Below are 19,664 nucleotides of genomic sequence, written 5' to 3'. Positions count from 1 at the left end.
AGTAAGGAAAAAGAATGAAAAAGGTGGCACACGGATGAAAAAACAGTTTAAAATTCAAAAATTGCATGGGATTTCCCCCTATATATGGGCCATTTTTTTCATCCTGCCCTTCTATTTTATCTTTAAGACACCTTCAACTTTAGGTATTGTCATCGGCATTATTCTGAACGTCGTCTTTTTCGCTGTGTATCGTTTTGCGTTTGTCGCAAAAGGCTGGTCTTTATATGTCTTCGGTCTTTTATTGATCGGTATTTCAACTGGTTATGTGATGCTCTACAGCTATATTTATTTCGCTTTTTGCATCGCCTATTTTAACGGACATATCAAACGAAAAGTCCCCTTTTATATCTTGTACTATATCCATCTGGCGAGCGCCGCCGTGGCAGTGAACTTTAGTTTGATCTTAAAAAAGGGCTGGTTTCTCACACAAATTCCTTTTGTCGTCATCACACTGATTAGTGCCATCCTTCTTCCCCTAAGCATTCGAAGCAGGAAGGAACGTGAACGGCTTGAGGAGAAATTAGAATATGCCAATGAACGGATTGCTGATCTTGTGAAACTTGAAGAAAGGCAGCGCATTGCACGCGACCTGCATGACACCCTTGGACAAAAGCTTTCCTTGATCGGTTTAAAAAGTGATCTTGCCCGTAAACTCGTGTATAAAGACCCTGAACAGGCTCGTGCCGAACTCAAAAGCGTCCAGCAGACAGCCAGAACGTCTCTCAATGAGGTGCGAAAGATTGTTTCCTCTATGAAAGGCATCCGAATTAAAGATGAAATGTCGAACATCGAGCAAATTCTCGAAGCAGCTGGAATTGAATTGATCTATGATGAAAAGGAAGCACCGAAACACATCTCACTTCTGAACGAAAACATTGTGAGTATGTGCATCAAAGAGGCGGTGACGAATGTCGTCAAACATAGTGACGCGACGGTTTGTAAAATCACCATTCACCAAAAATCAAAGGAAGCGATCATCACCGTTGAGGACGATGGAACATTTAAAGGCGACTATCCGCCCACTCAATCGAAGGGTCACGGCCTATTAGGAATTAGAGAAAGATTGGAATTTGCAAATGGCCGCCTGCGTATTGAGACAAAGGATGGGACAAAGCTCATTATGATCATTCCAAATGATTCAGCTGCAAAAGAAAAGGAGGGGATGAAATGATCAACATCTTTATCGCAGAAGATCAGCAAATGCTGCTTGGTGCACTCGGTTCACTTCTCGATTTAGAAGACGATATGACGGTTGTTGGGAAAGGGACGAATGGTCAAGATGCCATCGATTTTGCCAAAAAACACGCTGTTGATATTTGCTTAATGGATATTGAAATGCCAGGAAAATCCGGACTGGATGCAGCGGAAGAGCTCAAAGGATCAGATGTGAAAATCATCATTTTGACAACCTTTGCCCGCTCTGGTTATTTCCAAAGAGCGTTAAAAGCTGGCGTCAGCGGCTATATGCTGAAAGACAGCCCCAGCGAGGAACTCGCAAGTGCGATTCGCAGTGTGATGAAAGGGAAAAAGGTGTATGCCCCTGAATTGATGGAAGACTTATATAGTGATGAAAATCCTTTAACGGAGCGAGAGAAATCGGTCCTTGAACTCGTCGCAGACGGTAAAAACACAAAAGAAATTGCAAAAGAACTCAGCATTAAAAGCGGCACTGTCCGGAACTACATTTCCATTATTTTAGATAAGCTAGAAGTGAAGAACCGCATCGAGGCCATTACCCGCTCAAAAGAAAAAGGCTGGTTTAAATAAGAAAAAAGATCAGGACACACGCTGCCTTGATCTTTTTTTATCAAAATCCCCTCTTTATTTTTTATTACCAGCTATCAAAATGTCATTGACAACAGACCACAGTCCTATGATATGATATCCGAGTGATAATAATTATCATTATCACTAATACAACCAAATATACGGCTATGTGCCGATTTCAAAGGAGTCTACATTCATGAAGAAAATATTGTTCCCTCTGATGCTCATCTTTGTACTTGCGTTGAGCGCATGTGGCAATAGCAGCAGCTCTTCCTCAAATAAAGGAAATCAATCAACATCATCATCAGACAAAATTACATATCAATCTGAAAATGGCCCTGTGAAGCTGCCAGCGCATCCAAAACGTGTTGTTGTTCTAGGTTCTTACGCAGGTAGTGTCATGTCACTTGGTGTGAACATCGTTGGCGTTGACTCTTGGTCCAAAAAGAACCCTCGCTTCCAAAAGGAATTAAAAAATGTGGAAGAAGTATCGGATGCCAATGTAGAGAAAATCATGAAGCTAAAGCCTGATGTCATCATTGGCTTAAGCAATACTAAAAATGTAGAAAAACTCAAAAAAATCGCACCAACCGTTTTGTTTACGTATAACAAAGTGGATTACCTTCAGCAGCACATTGAAATTGGAAAAGTTTTAAACAAAGAAAAAGAAGCCAAAGCTTGGGTAAAAGATTTCAAAAAACGTGCAGATGAAGCTGGAAAAGAAATCAAAGCAAAAATCGGTAAAGATGCAACAGTTTCTGTCTTTGAAAGTGGCACAAAAGAGCTCTACGTTTTTGGAGATGCATGGGGCCGCGGAACAGAAATCCTCTACCAGGAAATGAAACTGAAAATGCCTGAGAAAGTGAAAGAAAAAGCATTAAAAGCCGGCTACTATGCAGTTTCACAGGAGGTCATTCCTGAATTTGCCGGAGATTATATGATCATTAGTAAAAACAGCGAAATGGACAATTCCTATCAAAACAGTAAAATTTACAAGTCCATCCCAGCTGTCAAAAAACATCGTGTGTATGAGGCCAATGCAGAAGAATTCTATTTTAATGACCCGATCACACTTGAATACCAACTCTCATTCTTTAAAAAGCACTTTTTAGGTAAATAAGCTGAAGCAAGGGATCTCTTCCCTTGCTTTTTTCTTGTCTACTTCTAGCGGCATGGTCCTTTTTCCGCTACAATGACAACAAGCGAATACAAAAAGTGTGGTGCTGATTTTGTTTAAGATTTTACTAATTGAAGATGATACAACCCTCTTCCAAGAAATCAAAGAACGTCTAGTCAACTGGTCCTATGATGTTTATGGGATTCAAGATTTTCATCAGGTGCTGCAGGAATTCACGTCTGTCCAGCCTGATCTCGTCATTATTGATATACAGCTGCCAAAATACGATGGCTTTCACTGGTGCCGGATGATTCGGCATCATTCAAATGTTCCAATCATCTTCCTCTCCTCAAGAGACCACCCTGCTGATATGGTCATGTCGATGCAGCTCGGAGCCGATGATTTTGTGCAAAAGCCCTTCCACTTTGACGTGCTCATTGCCAAAATTAATGCTGTTCTTCGCCGCGTGCATGATTATAATGCAGAGCCGGCCAGCCTAAAGGTGTGGTGCGGCGCTGCCATTGACCTAGAAAAAAACACCGTAACAAATGATCACGGTGAGGTTGAATTAACAAAAAATGAGTTATTTATTCTCAAGGAATTGATTCAGCATAAAAATCATATCGTCAGCCGGGAATCACTCATTCAAGCATTGTGGGAGGATGAACGGTTTGTCAGTGACAATACACTGACTGTAAACGTCAATCGGCTCAGAAAAAAACTAGACGAGATCTCCCTTGGCGCCTTCATTGAGACAAAAGTGGGTCAAGGCTATCTTGCAAAAGAAAAGGATGATCAATGATGCTGCAAGCATTTTTAAAAGAACGAAGAAGCTGGATTCTTTTCTTTCTTAGTTTGCAGCTCCTCATTCTATTTGTTGCTTATTTGGATACGACCATTCCCATCGCTTCTCTTTTCTATATTGTGCTATTATCTACGTTTCTCATGATTGTCTTTCTCTTTTTTCGATACCGAAAAGAAACGGCTTATTATGAGAGGTTGAAAGAATGGGATGATGACATTGAACATCAAATGCGGCTAACCCCCTCTTCCCCATTTGAGCAGCTCATACATGATGCGACGTCAGAGCAAATTGCACGCTACCGGCGGATGGCAGCAGAGCAGAAAATCGCTCTTGAAGAAGAAAAAGATGAATTGCTCTCTTGGATACATGAGGTCAAAACACCGCTTACAGCGATGCGCTTAATGATTGACCGCTTAACAGATCAGCAGCTGAAATCAAATATGACGTACGAGTGGCTCAGAATACATTTATTACTTGATGCCCAGCTGCACCAAAGCAGAGTTCGTCATATCGAGAATGATTTATTCATTGAAAAGCTGGACCTGCAAAGCATCATCGCAAAGGAAATCAAAGCGCTCCAATCATGGTGCATGCAAAAAGGAATCGGCTTTGAGCTGGCGCTGGGGGAACGGACCGTATTAAGTGATACAAAATGGCTATCCTTTATGATCAGACAGGTACTCACAAATGCAGTCAAATACAGCCATTCATCTGATATTGTCATTGAAAGCAAGCAAATAAATGACCAAGTCATGCTGACGATCACAGATCAAGGCAGAGGAATTGATTCAAGAGACATCTCTCGTATTTTTGAAAAAGGCTTTACCTCGACAAGACATCACAATGACACCGCCTCAACAGGAATGGGGCTCTATTTAACGAAAAAAGGAGCAGACGCTCTTCATATCACGATCGAGGTCAACTCCAAGATAGATCAAGGTACAACCTTCACCTTCACCTTTCCGAAAAAGAATGATTTTGTTCATATTGCGAGCATGTGACAACAATGTCACATGCTCGTCTGTTTTGTTCGCCAAATCGAAGGACGTCTGGCAGGCTTCTTTTTATACTAGAGTTATCAATTAAAAGAAAAAGGGGTTCAGCAAATGAACATTTTAGAAGCTCGCAAAATTTATAAAAGCTATGGAAATAAATTCAACAAACAAGAGGTGCTGAGTGGTATTGATTTAACCATTGAAGCCGGGGAATTTGTCAGTATCATGGGGCCATCAGGCTCGGGGAAAACAACCCTTCTGAACGTATTGTCGTCTATCGATCATGTGTCCAGCGGATCCATTCGTATTGCAGATGCTGAGATGACGCAAATGAAGGATCAGCAGCTTGCGGAATTTAGAAAAAAGCAGCTTGGCTTTGTTTTTCAAGATTATAATTTACTTGATACACTCACAGTCAAAGAAAACATCCTTTTGCCTTTATCCATCTCCAAAACGCCAAAAAAAGAAGCTTTTGAACGTTTTCAACAGCTCGCAGAAGACATGGGGATTTATGAACTAAGAGACAAATACCCGAATGAACTCTCTGGCGGACAAAAGCAGCGGACATCGGCGGTTCGTGCCTTCATTCATGAACCAAGTCTTATTTTCGCTGATGAACCTACAGGGGCACTTGATTCCAAATCGGCATCTGACCTGCTCAACAAACTGCAAGATTTCAATCGCAAACGAAAAGCGACCATTGTGATGGTGACACATGATCCTGTCGCAGCCAGCTATTCAAGCCGCGTCATTTTTATCAAGGATGGACAGATTTATACACAGTTGAATAAAGGCGCTTTAGAAAGAAAAATGTTTTTCGAGGATATTATGAAAACGCAAGGTGTCTTAGGCGGTGTGAAGCATGAACATTAATCAGCTCATCTTTCGTAACCTGAAGAAAAATTTGAAGAATTACTATTTATATGTGTTTGCTCTCGTGTTTAGTGTGGCGCTCTATTTTTCCTTTGTCACCTTGCAGTACTCACCAGCACTTGATGATGTAAAAGGCTCCATTAAAGGCGGTGCTTCAATTAAAGCCGCTTCGGTTCTGCTTATAGCCATCGTCGGTATTTTCCTGCTATATGCGAATAGCATTTTTATTAAGCGCAGAGGAAAAGAAATAGGTCTCCTGCAGCTCATTGGTATGACGAAACAAAAAATTTCCAGACTGCTCAATGCGGAGAACTTTATTCTATACATGACAGCCATGACTATCGGCATCATTGCCGGATTTATCGGTTCAAAGCTGATGCTGATGGTGTTATTTAAAGTGACTGGTGTTAATGCCATCGCCAATCTGCATTTTTCAGGCATGGCCCTTCTGCAAACACTCATTGTCTTTTTTATTATCTATGGATTGATTATGCTGAGAAATAGACGTTTTATTAATAAACAAACGATTTTATCTTTGTTTAGAACAACGTCTTCGACAGAGCAGCGTGTGAAAAAGATCTCTGTGGTTGAAATCATCATTGGAGTTTTCGGTATTGTCTTGATCAGCTCAGGCTATTATATTTCTTCTAAGCTTTTTACAGGCTCATATACGTCCATGATTGAGTTACTTTTAGCCATGATTTATATTCTAGCCTCTGTTATCATCGGTACCTTTCTTTTTTACAAAGGCTCTGTTTCTTTCATTGCCAATATCGTACGTAAAAGAAAAAATGGCTATCTCGCCATTCATGAAGTATTATCTCTGTCATCCATTATGTTCCGGCTAAAATCAAATGCACTGCTTTTAACGATTATTACAACCGTATCTGCACTTGCCATCGGTTTGCTGGCTCTTAGCTACATTTCCTATTACTCAGCAGAAAAAACCGCTGAGCAGATGATTCCAGCTCATTTCGCCATGGGCTCAGAAAAAGAAGCAGCAACCTTCACTCGTGCACTTTCTGACAAACATATTGCTTATGATCAAAAGCAGTTCAAAGTGATTCAAGCGAAATTTGATGCGAAAAAAATAGTGGATTCAGAGGTGAAAAATATGAAGAATGATCCAGGCGTATTGACACTGCCTGTGATCAGTGAGAAAAATGCACCAAATTTTCATGTGGAGAACAACGAAGTTATTTTAAGCGGCTACAGTGATCTATTAAAGAAAATCATGCCGATTCAAAGCTCAGGCGATGTGAAGCTTCTCATTAAGAAACCGCTTGATTTGAAAGTCATAGATATGAAGAAAGATTATCTCATTTCTTACAACTTCACTTTTGGCGGTCTACCTGTTGCCGTCGTGAGTCAAGATGTTTTTGAGCAGCTCGATCAACAAAAAGATCCAAAGCTACAGCTTGAAAATAGCCAATATATCTCAGTCAATATAAAAGATGATAAAAATCTTGAACAAGCAAATAGCGTGTTTACATCTTTAAAACTAAGTGACAACAGCATGTCTCAATTAGCTTCAGCTCAGCAGCAAAAACAAACAATAGGACTGATGATGTTTGTGGTCGGGTTTTTAGGCCTTAGCTTCCTTGTCACATCTGGCTGTATTTTATACTTTAAACAAATGAATGAAAGTGAAGAGGAACAAAGCTCCTATACGATCTTGCGTAAGCTTGGTTTTACTGAGAAGGACCTATTAAAAGGCATCCGGCTTAAACAGCTGTTTAACTTTGGGATTCCGCTCATCGTCGGATTGCTGCACAGCTACTTTGCTGTACAATCAGGCTGGTTTTTATTCGGCGGAGAATTGTGGACTCCAATGCTCATCGTTATGTCGATTTACACTGTCCTCTATTCTATCTTCGGATTCCTATCTGTCCAATATTATAAAAAGGTCATTAAGGATTCCTTGTAATCAATTCCCCATAGGCAACGCCTATGGGGTTATTTTATTTATGAAGGTGTTGATTCAAACTTGTGTGATAAAATATGGTCTCTTGCCTCATAAGCTTTTCGTTTGACCTCTTCTAGGTTCACACCGACTAGCTTTCCGTTTTGTTTCACTGCTTTTCCAGCAACATAAACAGAATCAACATTTGAAGGATGTGCCGTTTGGACAACCGCTCCAGCCGGATCTGTCATCGGAAGAAGATTCATGCTTGTCCGATCGATCAAAATAAAATCCGCTTCTTTCCCAGGTGTAAGCGACCCAATTTTATGATCAAGCTGTAATGCACGAGCGCCATTGATCGTCGCAGCCTCAAGCATTTGATGAGCTGACAGCCCAAGTTCAGGTCCCGGCATGATCCCATCCATTAACAACGATTGATTTTGGATCGCGCGCTCTGCCTGAAGCCCGAATTTCATTTGAGCAAACAAATCTCCTCCTGTCGCTGTCACTACGTCTACACCGAGCGTTGGAAGAACACCTTGTTCAATCGCAAGTCCTGTGACAGGATAACCGTGACCCATCATCATTTCAATTTCAGGGGTAATGGAGATGGAGCTTCCGCTGTCTGCCAGCATCTTCATTTGATCCGCATCGATTGCGTTAATATGCACCATGTTCAAATCAGGTCCGAGCAGCCCTGCTTTGTGAAGCCGCTCAATCGATCGATCCTCCGCTCCCCAATTTCCAAAGCCGATGTGCATACTACATAGAGCATCTAGAGACCGAGCTGTTTCAATTTCAAATACCGACGTCTCCCATGAAGAAAACTCTGGACCACGAATCGCAAGTCCCATTGTTAAAAGCTGATCTGATGATTGAAAATGCGCTTTTTTCACACGTGCTGCGTCCTCCATATTGGTGAGCGTACTCTCTCTATCCCAATATTCAGCATCTCCAGAGGAACCAAAAGCAAAAACAGCTCGTATACCCGCATCTTTTAATCCTCCAATGAGCTCTTCTGTATGATCCATTGAATTGATCATCGTCCAATCTAAAAACGTGGTCACACCTGCATCTAAAGCCTCTAATGCCCCTAAATAATTGGCGATTCGATCGTCGGATGGGCGTCTCATTGCTCCATAGTTGCCATAATAGATTTTGCTTAAATATGTCTGCAAAGACCAATCTGTCCCTATGCCCCGGATGACAGACTGCCACACATGCCGATGTGTATCTACAAGACCTGGCATGATGACCATATCAGATGCATCAACAATGTCTGCATCACTTACTTCAATTGAAGGTCCAACTTCTAAAATGTGTTTCCCTTCAATTAATAGATCTCCCTTTTCAAGAAAACCTAAAGATGGATCAAGTGTTAAGAGTGCTGCATCTTTAAACAATGTTTTCTTCATCCATATCCCCCTTTTCAAATGACGAGAATAAGTGACCCCGCCTCAATGTCATTTTAAAACAGAACAGGATCAAATTAGAAGAAAAGTGACTTATCAAAATATATTAAGAGCTGATGTTTCTGAAATAGTTGTATGTGCGTTTTAATTTGATGTCATGCTTCCCTTTTGGACTTTCCATCATCCCAAACTCAAAGAACTTCACAGGTTTGATTCCGACATATTGCAAGAGAGCTCGTTTCATTAACATCTTGTGCGCATTTTGTAAAAAGAACAAAGGGTAGTTGGTTGGTCCTTGCATTGTCGTTACACAAACGGCACTTTTCCCTTTTAATAATCCTTCTGGCAGCAGACCGCCTGTTTGACGATAAGCGAAATTCGCAGCAAACAGGCGGTCAATAAAGCCAAGCAGCATAGCTGGCGGGCGCCCCCACCAAATGGGATAAACGAACACGATTTTATCCGCCCACATGATCTTATCCTGATACTCGCGAATGTCAGGATCTTTATGCATATCACGTCTCTTTTTCTCTTCATTAAAAACAAGTACAGGATCAAATTTTTCTTGATATAAATCGATGATTTTCACTTCTTGAACGATTGGATTTTCTTCGCTGCCTCTAACAATTTCTTTAAAAAAAGCACCATTTAAACTATTGTGATGAGGGTGAGTATAAATAATGAGTACATTCATCTTTTTCTCCTTTAGTTATCATTTGATAATAAAAGGATATACCTCAATCGATTAGTTGTCAAATGATAATTGTTTTTTGATAATAAATTTGATATGTTACGTAGGAGGTGATCATCATGCAACATCCACATTTCTTCAAGGAATTCGTCGCATTTGCTTCTACTTTTTCAGAGTTAAAACATAATATGATGAGCAAAGTCAAACCACCAGAATTAACACCCTTACAATATTTAATTTTAGAGCAGCTAGCGGTCAGCGAACCGCTTACCCCTAGTGACATCGCAGACTGCCAGCATATGTCTCTTCCAAATGTCAGCAGAGAACTGAAAAAGCTGCACGAAAAACAATTCATTGCTAGAGAAGAAGACCGTAATGACAAACGAAAGCATGTCATTATACTTTCTGACAAAGGCCGGGCCTGTATGAACGAAGCCTTCCAGCATATCGAAAGGATGCTAATAGACAGCCTATCTTCCTCAGATATAGAACAAATGGATGATATCGTACAAGCTCTCCGTCTATTAAATCAAACGATTTTTAAAAAATGACCCAATGAAAAAAGCATGAGCGCTACGCTCATGCTAAGTATTTTGTATCTTATTAATGAAGGGATGCTAAAAGATACGTTATGAAACCAACAATCGGAATGATCGGGATCATTAATTTCAATGTTGTATTCGTATTCTTATATAAATTCCATAGCAATACTGGTATACCAAATGTTAACGTATCTAAAACAGCAAGAACTACTCCTTTACGCTGTTCTTTATGAGCCATTTTAAAAACCCCCCTATTCACCAAACTTTTTTCACACAATAACCGGCCAATCCCGCTGATATACCTCCATTAATCACTGCGCATGCAATACAGCTAGCAGGTCCAGTAAAACAAATATAATAACACGCTCCTAGAACCATTGAACGTAACGGAAGAGATTCATTAGGGCCGCTTTTCTTTTTTAAGCAGTCCCAAAACTTGTTCCAATTAAAACTCGTTTGAATTTCCGAATCATCTATTTGAACAATTTTTCTATTTAATTCCATCATATCTTGCTTTACACCATTTTCACCATAGGTAAAAGATCCTTTTAAAAACTCCCCTTTTTGGTTGATATGAAACTTATTTTTCAATTTTCCATTTTGAAAAAAATATGAGTGCAAATTCCCTTTCCCATCGTATTCTGCAAGTTGAATATAGTGAGCTTTTATTTGACTCAGTGAAACTGAAATGAAGGAAACATTGTTAAGCAGCTGATTATCTGACTTCTTCTTTTTCAGATAAAAATAAACAACATCTGTTTTAGCAGCGTGTATATGAACCGCCGCACTTTCTCCATTTAATAGATAACCTTTCTTTTGGGCTAATTCTTTTGCCTGTAAAAATTGAGAGCTTTTTTTTGCTTTTTTTATGAGTTTTTCTGCTGTTTTATCATTTTGTATCTTTTCAAAAGGCTCGTCCTCTTTTATGGTAACAGCGTTACCTACAGGATATTGTCCGAATAAAAGTGATATGAACAAAAACATACAAAACATTTTTCTTATCTTCATCATACAGACTCCTTTAGTAAAGTTAGTAAAAATCATAACCTTTTAAAGGAAAAAATGTAATAGACTGTTTTTCCAATAAAATCCACTAGTGATAATGTAGCATATAACCTATTCTTTATCATTTCCTCTAGGCAATTGAATCTGATCTTCCTCCCTGAATCATGATGACACTGGCTGAAAAGTCTTACCGATACACAAAAAAAGCGCTGGATCATTACGTCCAAACGCTTCTTTGTTTTATTCTCTATGTACCCTTATACAATCAATTGATATGCAATATATAACGCAACCAGCCAGATCATGACCGCGGAAGCTTTATTGATACGGTTCATCCATTTGCCGTTTGTATCTAACTTCCCTAACATCTTCCCTAAAAGGGCGAGACCAATAAACCATAACCAGGACACGATGATACAGGCAAGTGTGAATGCCAGCTTTTCTGCGCCGCTATATTGCACCGAATTTGTCCCAATGACACCAATCGTATCGAGAATCGCGTGGGGATTTAAAAGAGAAACGGAACAAGCAAATACAATTTGTTTTCTTGCAGGCATTAATTTCTGCTTCTCTTGATTACCTGATGATGAGCTTGTGTTCCATACGGACCATCCCATATAAACTAAAAAACAAAAACCAATGATATAAAGACCAATTTGCAGTACTGGAATGGTAAACACCACAACAGAAACACCTATGACAGCTAAAGCAATTAAAAGTGTGTCACAAAGAGCAGCTGTGATGACGACAGGCATTGCTCGATATAATCGAGGCTGCAGCGCTCCTTGTTGAAATACAAATACATTTTGTGCGCCCAAAGGTAAAATGAGACCAAAGGCAAGTACAATTCCATGAATGATCGCAATCGACATCTACTAACATTCTCCTTTTTCAGAAATTCCTACATATTTTAACATAAAGCACCTTGCCTGCTTTCAACAAATTTCATTTTCCGTACAAAAAAAGCGCTGGATGCTTCCATCCAAACGCTTCTCATTTTTTCATTATTTACTTTTTCGTGCAAGCTCTCTTTCTCTCAGCTCTACACGGCGAATTTTCGCTGACGGTGTTTTTGGCAGTTCGTCAATGAATTCGATTTCTCTTGGGTATTTGTATGGTGCTGTTGTGTTTTTCACATGTGTTTGCAACTCTTTGATCAGTTCATCACTTTGCGCCACTCCATCACGAAGGACGACGTATGCTTTCACGATTGATCCTCTGATTTCATCTGGGCTCGCCACAACTGCACATTCCTTCACTGCTGAATGCTTGATCAGCGCATCTTCTACTTCAAACGGTCCAATCGTATAGCCTGAGCTGACAATGATGTCATCTCTGCGGCTTTCAAACCAGAAGTACCCATCTTCGTCTTTTTTCGCGCGGTCACCCGTAATGAAGTAATTTCCTCGGCGCTGCGCCTTTGTACGCTCTTCATCTTTGTAATATTCCTTAAATAGAGCCGGTGTTTCGAGATGGACCGCAATGTCACCAATTTCTCCAGGTGCGCAGACGTTTCCATCCTCATCAATGATATCTACTTCGTTGCCAGGGGTTGGTTTTCCCATACTTCCTGGCTTGATATCCATTCCTTTTAGCACCCCTACAAGCAGTGTGCTTTCAGTTTGGCCATAGCCGTCTCGTACTTCTATATCGAAATGCTTTTTGAATGTATCAATGACTTCACGGTTCAATGGCTCTCCCGCAGAAACAGCACTATGCAGCTTCGGCAGCGCGTACTGACTCAAATCATCTACTTTTGCCATAAAGCGATATTCTGTCGGTGTACAGCATAGGACATTGATTTCATTTTTTTGAAGCAGCTCTAAGTATGTATTTGGATTGAATTTCCCTCCATACACAAAGCCTTCTGCTCCACTTCCTAACACAGATAAGAGGGGGCTCCACACCCATTTTTGCCAGCCTGGTCCTGCTGTCGCCCATACTTTATCTCCTTCATTAATGGAGAGCCATGCTTTGGCAGCTGTGCGTAAATGTGCATACGCCCATCCGTGTGTATGAACAACCCCTTTTGGGTTCCCTGTTGTACCTGATGTATAGGATAAAAACGCCATGTCTGTGCGTTTTGTATCTGCCAATTCAAGTTCGTTTGATTGCTCTTCCTTTTGCGCTAGAATGTTTGTCCAGCCATGATCGTTTTCACCGATTGAGAATGTTTTAAAATCGTTCGGCTTTTTAGTTCCGTCGAACGATTGAATGAATGAAGAGTAAACGATCGCTCCCTTTGCTTCTGCGTGTTCAATTCGGTAATCTAAATCTTTCGCACGCAGCATTTCAGAACAAGGAATCACGACCATTCCTGTTTTCAAAATCGCTAAATAAATGCTGTATGCCTCGAGCATGCGCGGCACCATCACAATGATTTTATCGCCTTTTTTGAAGCCTGCATTTAATAAAACATGTCCAATTTTATTTGCCTCTTCTACTAATGCTGCATATGTTACATGCGCTTCGTGCCCATTACCGTCCTGCCAGTGCAGGGCCATTTTCTCCTTGTCATGACTGAACGCTTCAATCTCACTGACTAAGTTATATTGTTCTGGTGCAATTAAGTCTTCTCTTTTCATGGTACAGCTCCTTTTAGCCTCTTTCTTATGAAACGAAACATGTTTCAATTTACCTATTCTAACACTCATAACTGAAAAATGCTTGAATTAGGACCTACTCCTATGATTATGCCATAATTTTTTAAATCCGTCTTCTTTTTTAAAAATATTCTAACTATTTATATGTACAAAAAGAAAAGAGCGGGAATCATCCCGCTCATAAGCCATAGCTTTTAAATTGTGTGTCTTAGAAAGATCCGCCACCCATATGTTGTTGAGCGTAAGATACAAGACGCTTAGTGATTTCTCCACCAACTGATCCGTTAGCGCGAGATGTAGTTTCTGCACCAAGGTTTACACCAAATTCAGAAGCGATTTCGTACTTCATTTGGTCGATAGCTTGTGCAGCGCCTGGTACTAGTAATTGGTTAGAACTGCTTTGTCTGTTTTGTTGAGCCATGTGTTCTCACCTCCTTGTGAATATAGAATGTGTAGAAACACATGACTTCATGCGATTGATTTTATGGTAATTATTATGAAATTTTCGTTTTAGAATAAATCAGCGAATTCATCTGCCGTTTTCTTTTCATTTGTCACAATAATCGTTTCAATTTGCTCTACTGCCTCGTCCAGCATCGGCTCGAAATCAGCAAAGCTTTCGTAGCGTTCTACCTTCTCAAGCTTTGGTTTTGTTTTAGGGGACGGCGGCGTAAAGATCGTACAGCAATCCTCGAAAGGCTGAATGCTTGTATCGTATGTGCCAATTCTTCTTGCTTCATCAATAATGTCATTTTTATCGACAGCAATGAGCGGGCGGATGATTGGTGTATTAGTCACATGATTAATGGCATACATGCTTTCAAGTGTCTGACTTGCCACTTGCCCAAGGCTTTCACCAGTAATAATCGCAAGGGCATCACGCTTTTCTCTTATTTTGTCAGCTATTTTCAGCATCATTCTTCTTGTTGATGTCATCGTATAGTTTTCAGGTACTTGTTTGTGGATCAGCTCTTGAATTTTTGTAAAAGGTACGATGTGAAGCTTCACTTCGCCTCCATATGCTGCTAGGCATTCTGCAAGATCAATCACCTTTTGTTTCGCACGTTCACTTGTATACGGAGGGCTAAAGAAATGCACAGCTTCAATTTGAATTCCGCGTTTCATTGCTTGATAGCCGGCAACTGGGCTGTCAAAGCCGCCTGAAAGCATGAGCATCGCTCTTCCGCTAGAACCAACCGGCAGGCCGCCTGCACCTTTGACATCTTTAAATGTAATGTACGTGGCTTGCTCTCTGATTTCGATGCGTAAATGCACATCTGGCTGTTTCACATTGACTGTTAAGTTTTCCGTATTTCTTAGAACATGTCCGCCAATTTCGCGATTCATTTCATTTGAATCAAGTTCAAATTGTTTATAAGAACGTTTCGTTGACACTTTAAATGTATTCCCTTGTTCATACACTTCCTGTACCGCTGTTAGTGCCGCATCTTTAATCGCATCTAGATTTGTCTCACATTTAACCGCAAGACTAAAGCTCTGAATGCCAAATACACTTTTGAGCTGTTCTGAAATCGGTTCAGGGTCTTCTCCGTTCAGCATAATCGTGATGCGGTCTCTATCAGATGCATACTTTAATGCTTCAAAATCCTTTAAGACGAACCGAATGTGCTGTCTTAGTTTTTCAATGAATTTCTTTCTATTCTTCCCTTTTGTTGAGATCTCACCAAAACGGACTAAAATATGATCATATTTCATGCTGTTATCTCATTCCTTTTAATTTTTTCACACTTTGTGTGATCGATGTGATGATTTGCGATGCAAGCTCTGGTCCTTGTCCATACGTCAAGCTGATTCTCATACTGCTTTTGGCCACTTCCTCTGATTTTCCCATCGCCAGCAGTACACGGCTTGGCTCTTTTTTCTTGGCTGAGCAGGCAGAGGTTGTAGAAACATATATGCCTTCTTTTTCAAGCATATGGAGGAGGACTTCAATTTGAATACCCGGCACTGAAAAATTCACAATGTGCGGCGCACTTTGCGCCCTCGGTGTGTTCATCACAATACCTTCTATGTCTCCAAGCTGTTTTTGCAGCTGCGTTTTTAAGTTCAGCATCTCATCGTGATGCTTGTCAAGCTGTTCATATGATTGTTTCATGGCTTTTGCCAAGCTGACAGCTCCAGCAGGGTTTTCAGTACCTGAACGAAGCCCTAATTCCTGCTCTCCGCCTGTAATGAAAGGGGCGAGAATGACATCTTTCTTTAAAAAGAGTGCGCCTGTGCCTTTTAAGCCATGAATTTTATGACCTGACATCGTCAAAAGATCTACATCCAGCTGTTTATTAAGTGCTACTTTGCACATTCCCTGCACCCCGTCGACATGAAAAAGCGCGTTTTCGGTATGCTCACGAATGATGCCAGCAGCTTCTTCAATCGGCTGGATGGCACCCGTTTCGTTATTGACGTGCATCATGCTGACAAGCACTGTATCAGGGCGAAGCACTTCTTTTAAATGCGTCATATCTGCATGGCCTTGCTCATTTACTTGAATATAGGAGATGTCAAAGCCAAATAACGCCTTTAGCTGTTCAAACGATTCAATGACAGAAGGATGCTCAATTGCTGTCGTCACAATGTGCTTGCCCCGATTCATTTTGGCAAGTGCTGCTCCTTTAATGGCAATGTTATTCGCTTCTGTAGCACCAGAAGTAAAAATAATCTCATATTGTTTTAAGCCCGTGTAGTGAAGCATTTGTTTTCTCGTTTCATTTAACAGCCGGCTTGCATCTATTCCGAGCTGATGAAGCGAAGATGGATTTCCAAAATAACGCTCACTCACTTGCTGATATACTTGTAAAACCTCAGGGTACGGTTTTGTGGTTGCACTATTATCAAGATACATCATTGCGAAACTCCTTATCCTCTTGCGTTTAACTAATATGATTCGAATTCCTTTTATTTCAATATAAAGCAGTATATTGACAACCTCATCAATTCACTATATCATGCATAGTGCCATTGTCATATTTTTTCCTAAATTAACAGAATATTTAAACATGGCGGAAAAATAAAATAATAGGGGGATAACCTTATGAAAAATAAGTTAAGTCAAACAGACACATTAGCCATCGGCTTAATGTTGTTTGCACTCTTTTTTGGCGCAGGCAATATGATATTCCCTCCTGTACTTGGACAGTACGCAGGTGAAAACGTATGGCTTGCGATCGGTGGATTTTTACTGACAGGCGTGGGACTTCCGCTGCTAGGCATTATTGCCGTTGCCTTGACAGGAACAGGTGCAAAAGGGCTTGCTGATAAAGCTCATCCTACATTCGGTACCATTTTCACCGTCATTTTATATTTATCCATTGGACCTTTCTTTGCAATCCCTCGTACTGGGACGGTTTCTTATGAGATTGGGCTGGCGCCGTTTCTGTCTGAAGCGCAGTCTGAATCATGGATTCCATTATTCTTGTTTTCGATTGCTTTTTTCGGCATTACCTATGCTCTTGCTTTAAATCCATCGAAGCTTGTTGACCGAATCGGTAAAATTTTAACACCAATTTTACTCGCTGTCATTGCTTTAATTGTGATCAAAGCAATCGCAACACCAATGGGTGGAATTGGCAGTCCACATCCAACCTATGAAGGAAGCCCGCTGTTTACCGGCTTTTTAGAAGGCTACAAAACGATGGATGCTCTTGCTTCTATCGTTTTCGGAATTGTCGTTGTCACGGCTGTGAAAGAGCGTGGTATTACAGAACGTAAATCGATTGCAGCAGCGTGTATTAAAGCAGGGCTTGTCGCAGCTGCTGGACTAGCTCTTGTGTACATATCACTCGCTTATGTCGGAGCATCAAGTCCTGAGGCTACAGGTATGGTCGGGGCAAATGATGGCGGAAAACTCCTTTCGCTTGCGGCAAACTTTTTATTTGGTTCTGCTGGAAATATTGTGTTAGGGGCTGCGATTTTATTTGCTTGTTTGACCACAAGTATTGGACTTGTTTCATCCTGCGGGGAATATTTTTCTTCACTATTTCCACGCTTTTCTTATCGTACAGTTGTTTTAATTGTATCTTTATTCAGTACATTTGTAGCAAACCTGGGACTGGCACAAATTATTTCGCTCTCTGTTCCCGTGCTTGTTGCGATTTATCCGTTAGCCATCGTGATCATTCTCTTATCTTTTATTGATCGATGGATCAATGGAAGACGAATCATTTATATCGCTTCACTCCTTTTCACAGGTGTCTTTGCTGTGATTGATGGGCTCGTGGCAGCGAAAATCCCTCTTGGCGGATTACCTGAATTTTTAGAAGCTGTTGTTCCTTTATATAAACTTGGGATCGGCTGGGCAATCCCTGCCGTTCTTGGAGCTATTATTGGACTTCTTATTTCTTTATTCACGAGTCCACCTAAACAGCTTGCTTAATCAAGCATCAAAACAAAAAACATCCCTTTCCATAGGAGAAGGGGATGTTTTTTTATGTTCTTCATATACTAAAATAGAAAAATTCATGACTTTTGTATGAAAACACATGTTGACATCAGGCGTACATCCTTTATAATTAGTGAATGTTAATGAAGAACGGTTTTAACAACTAATTAACAGAATATTTCAACATAATATTGGAGGCTTTATATTCAATGAAGGCAACATTGTCGACGAAAGATACGGTTATTATAGGTTTTATGTTATTTGCTTTATTCTTCGGCGCCGGAAATATGATTTATCCACCAGAGCTTGGGCAATATGCTGGAACAAATGTATGGAGAGCAATGGGCGGATTTTTATTAACAGGTGTCGGTTTACCTCTACTAGGTATTATTGCGATCGCTTTAACAGGACGTGATGCAAAAGGACTTGCGGATAAGGCTCATCCAGTGTTTGGAACAGCATTCACCGTCATTTTATATTTATCCATTGGGCCGCTTTTCGCTATTCCGCGTACAGGAACAGTTTCGTATGAGATTGGGGCATTACCATTTTTATCAAGTGTACCAGCTTGGCTGTCCCTTCTTTTATTTACACTCATCTTTTTCGGTATTACGTATTACCTTGCTTTAAATCCAACGAAAATCGTTGATCGTGTAGGGAAAATATTAACACCGATTAAATTTACGATCATTTTTATTATCATTGTCAAAGCCATTTTGACGCCAATGGGCGTGATTGGTACACCAGATGTATCTTATAGCAACGGATCGTTTTTCAAAGGATTTTTAGAGGGCTATAAAACGATGGATGCTCTTGCTTCTATTGTATTTGGAATTGTTGTCATCAACGCGATTAAAGGACGCGGTGTGACAAGTAAAAAGGCACTGGCTTCTGCTTGTATCAAAGCAGGTTTGATTGCAGCTGCTGGATTAACCTTCGTTTACCTGTCACTTGCGTATCTAGGTGCTTCTAGTACACATGCCATTGGATTCGTGGGAGATGGAAGCAAAATCTTAGCTCAGTCTTCTCAGTTCCTTTTCGGAAGTCTAGGAAATATTGTGTTAGGAGCTGCCATTACAGTCGCTTGTTTAACAACAAGTATCGGTCTTGTCACATCATGCGGAGAGTATTTCTCAAAGTTACTTCCTAAACTTTCTTATAAAATGGTCGTGACACTTGTTACATTATTTAGTTTCATCATTTCTAACTTTGGACTTGCTCATATCGTTGCTTTCTCTGTTCCAGTCTTAACAGCGATTTATCCGCTGGCAATTGTGATCATCGTTCTATCACTTGCTGATAAATGGCTTGGACATAGAAGACCAGTATATGTCCTCTCGTTAATTTTAACAGGGTGCGTCAGCTTATTTGACGGATTAGCAGCAGCAAAGCTTCCAATCGGTCCAGTAAAAGACCTCTTCCAAACAGTATTGCCTTTTTATGACCTTGGCATTGGCTGGCTTGTCCCTGCGTTACTTGGAGTCGCCATTGGATTCCTGATCTCACTTTTCACTTCTTCTGCTTCAGAAGAACGCCAAAAACAGGCGTCATAATA

General features: G+C 40.5%; 19 protein-coding genes. 10 read left to right on the top strand and 9 right to left on the bottom strand.

Translation table 11 applies throughout. The annotated features are described in order from the left end of the window. The first annotated feature begins 34 nt into the window (after nt 1-34). From AC3WTB_RS15650 to AC3WTB_RS15620, 7 genes are all read left to right on the top strand, one after another. Nucleotides 35-1,171, top strand: a complete 1,137-nt coding sequence (locus AC3WTB_RS15650; protein ID WP_268474250.1) for a sensor histidine kinase — start codon at nt 35-37, stop codon at nt 1,169-1,171. Next, nucleotides 1,168-1,767, top strand: coding sequence for a response regulator transcription factor (locus tag AC3WTB_RS15645; protein WP_058838277.1), 600 nt, complete (start codon nt 1,168-1,170; stop codon nt 1,765-1,767). The genes AC3WTB_RS15650 and AC3WTB_RS15645 overlap by 4 nt, the downstream gene beginning before the upstream one ends. A 196-nt stretch (nt 1,768-1,963) precedes the next feature. Further along, nucleotides 1,964-2,887 (top strand): iron-hydroxamate ABC transporter substrate-binding protein, encoded by a 924-nt coding sequence (locus AC3WTB_RS15640; RefSeq protein WP_064497827.1) that lies wholly within the window; start codon nt 1,964-1,966, stop codon nt 2,885-2,887. Between the two features lie 109 nt (nt 2,888-2,996). Continuing rightward, on the top strand, nt 2,997-3,686 hold the full coding sequence (locus AC3WTB_RS15635) for a response regulator transcription factor (protein ID WP_047203767.1): 690 nt from the start codon (nt 2,997-2,999) through the stop codon (nt 3,684-3,686). Then, nucleotides 3,686-4,690, top strand: coding sequence for a sensor histidine kinase (locus AC3WTB_RS15630; RefSeq protein ID WP_492333947.1), 1,005 nt, complete (start codon nt 3,686-3,688; stop codon nt 4,688-4,690). The genes AC3WTB_RS15635 and AC3WTB_RS15630 overlap by 1 nt, the downstream gene beginning before the upstream one ends. A 105-nt stretch (nt 4,691-4,795) precedes the next feature. Then, nucleotides 4,796-5,557: an ABC transporter ATP-binding protein gene (locus AC3WTB_RS15625; RefSeq protein WP_024426158.1), complete on the top strand. Its 762-nt coding sequence runs from the start codon at nt 4,796-4,798 to the stop codon at nt 5,555-5,557. Further along, entirely contained in the window at nt 5,547-7,484 is a 1,938-nt protein-coding gene (locus AC3WTB_RS15620) for an ABC transporter permease (RefSeq protein ID WP_492333946.1), read from the top strand. The genes AC3WTB_RS15625 and AC3WTB_RS15620 overlap by 11 nt, the downstream gene beginning before the upstream one ends. Before the next feature lie 38 nt (nt 7,485-7,522). On the opposite strand, the gene AC3WTB_RS15615 is transcribed toward AC3WTB_RS15620, so the two are convergent. Next, entirely contained in the window at nt 7,523-8,875 is a 1,353-nt protein-coding gene (locus AC3WTB_RS15615) for an amidohydrolase family protein (RefSeq protein ID WP_059374790.1), read from the bottom strand. Nucleotides 8,876-8,978: 103 nt separating this feature from the next. After that, nucleotides 8,979-9,566 carry an NAD(P)H-dependent oxidoreductase gene (locus AC3WTB_RS15610; RefSeq protein ID WP_039180628.1) on the bottom strand — a complete coding sequence of 196 codons (588 nt, stop codon included), beginning with the start codon at nt 9,564-9,566 and terminating at the stop codon, nt 8,979-8,981. A gap of 116 nt (nt 9,567-9,682) precedes the next feature. Between AC3WTB_RS15610 and AC3WTB_RS15605 the strand changes: the two genes are divergently transcribed. Then, the gene (locus tag AC3WTB_RS15605; protein ID WP_492333945.1) at nt 9,683-10,114 is read left to right on the top strand and encodes a MarR family winged helix-turn-helix transcriptional regulator; all 432 of its coding nucleotides are present in this window, start codon (nt 9,683-9,685) and stop codon (nt 10,112-10,114) included. A gap of 52 nt (nt 10,115-10,166) precedes the next feature. Here the strand turns inward: AC3WTB_RS15605 and AC3WTB_RS15600 are convergent, their stop codons facing one another. From AC3WTB_RS15600 to AC3WTB_RS15570, 7 genes are all read right to left on the bottom strand, one after another. After that, nucleotides 10,167-10,343: a hypothetical protein gene (locus AC3WTB_RS15600; RefSeq protein WP_180272423.1), complete on the bottom strand. Its 177-nt coding sequence runs from the start codon at nt 10,341-10,343 to the stop codon at nt 10,167-10,169. A gap of 17 nt (nt 10,344-10,360) precedes the next feature. Further along, entirely contained in the window at nt 10,361-11,113 is a 753-nt protein-coding gene (locus AC3WTB_RS15595; RefSeq protein WP_039180634.1) for a hypothetical protein, read from the bottom strand. A gap of 254 nt (nt 11,114-11,367) precedes the next feature. Beyond that, nucleotides 11,368-11,982, bottom strand: coding sequence for a LysE/ArgO family amino acid transporter (locus AC3WTB_RS15590; RefSeq protein WP_099663538.1), 615 nt, complete (start codon nt 11,980-11,982; stop codon nt 11,368-11,370). Between the two features lie 132 nt (nt 11,983-12,114). Next, nucleotides 12,115-13,695 (bottom strand): acyl-CoA synthetase MbcS, encoded by a 1,581-nt coding sequence (mbcS, locus tag AC3WTB_RS15585; protein ID WP_059374794.1) that lies wholly within the window; start codon nt 13,693-13,695, stop codon nt 12,115-12,117. 226 nt (nt 13,696-13,921) lie between these two features. Beyond that, on the bottom strand, nt 13,922-14,134 hold the full coding sequence (locus AC3WTB_RS15580) for an alpha/beta-type small acid-soluble spore protein (protein WP_024424829.1): 213 nt from the start codon (nt 14,132-14,134) through the stop codon (nt 13,922-13,924). A gap of 89 nt (nt 14,135-14,223) precedes the next feature. Beyond that, nucleotides 14,224-15,429 (bottom strand): tRNA uracil 4-sulfurtransferase ThiI, encoded by a 1,206-nt coding sequence (gene thiI, locus AC3WTB_RS15575; protein ID WP_039180639.1) that lies wholly within the window; start codon nt 15,427-15,429, stop codon nt 14,224-14,226. 4 nt (nt 15,430-15,433) lie between these two features. Then, a complete protein-coding gene (locus AC3WTB_RS15570) occupies nt 15,434-16,576 on the bottom strand; it encodes a cysteine desulfurase family protein (RefSeq protein ID WP_039180642.1) in 1,143 nt (380 codons plus the stop codon). Nucleotides 16,577-16,762: 186 nt separating this feature from the next. Here AC3WTB_RS15570 and brnQ (AC3WTB_RS15565) point away from each other — a divergent pair, with 186 nt between their 5' ends. Together brnQ (AC3WTB_RS15565) and brnQ (AC3WTB_RS15560) are read left to right on the top strand one after the other, a co-directional pair. Beyond that, entirely contained in the window at nt 16,763-18,103 is a 1,341-nt protein-coding gene (gene brnQ, locus AC3WTB_RS15565; RefSeq protein ID WP_212043818.1) for a branched-chain amino acid transport system II carrier protein, read from the top strand. Nucleotides 18,104-18,318: 215 nt separating this feature from the next. Further along, a complete protein-coding gene (gene brnQ, locus AC3WTB_RS15560; RefSeq protein WP_492333944.1) occupies nt 18,319-19,662 on the top strand; it encodes a branched-chain amino acid transport system II carrier protein in 1,344 nt (447 codons plus the stop codon). Nucleotides 19,663-19,664: the final 2 nt, after the last annotated feature.

The organism is Bacillus sp. EB106-04-04-XG123 (genome assembly GCF_058791855.1).
Note: the sequence above shows the minus strand (reverse complement) of the source record. Positions and strands in the feature narration are given on the sequence as shown.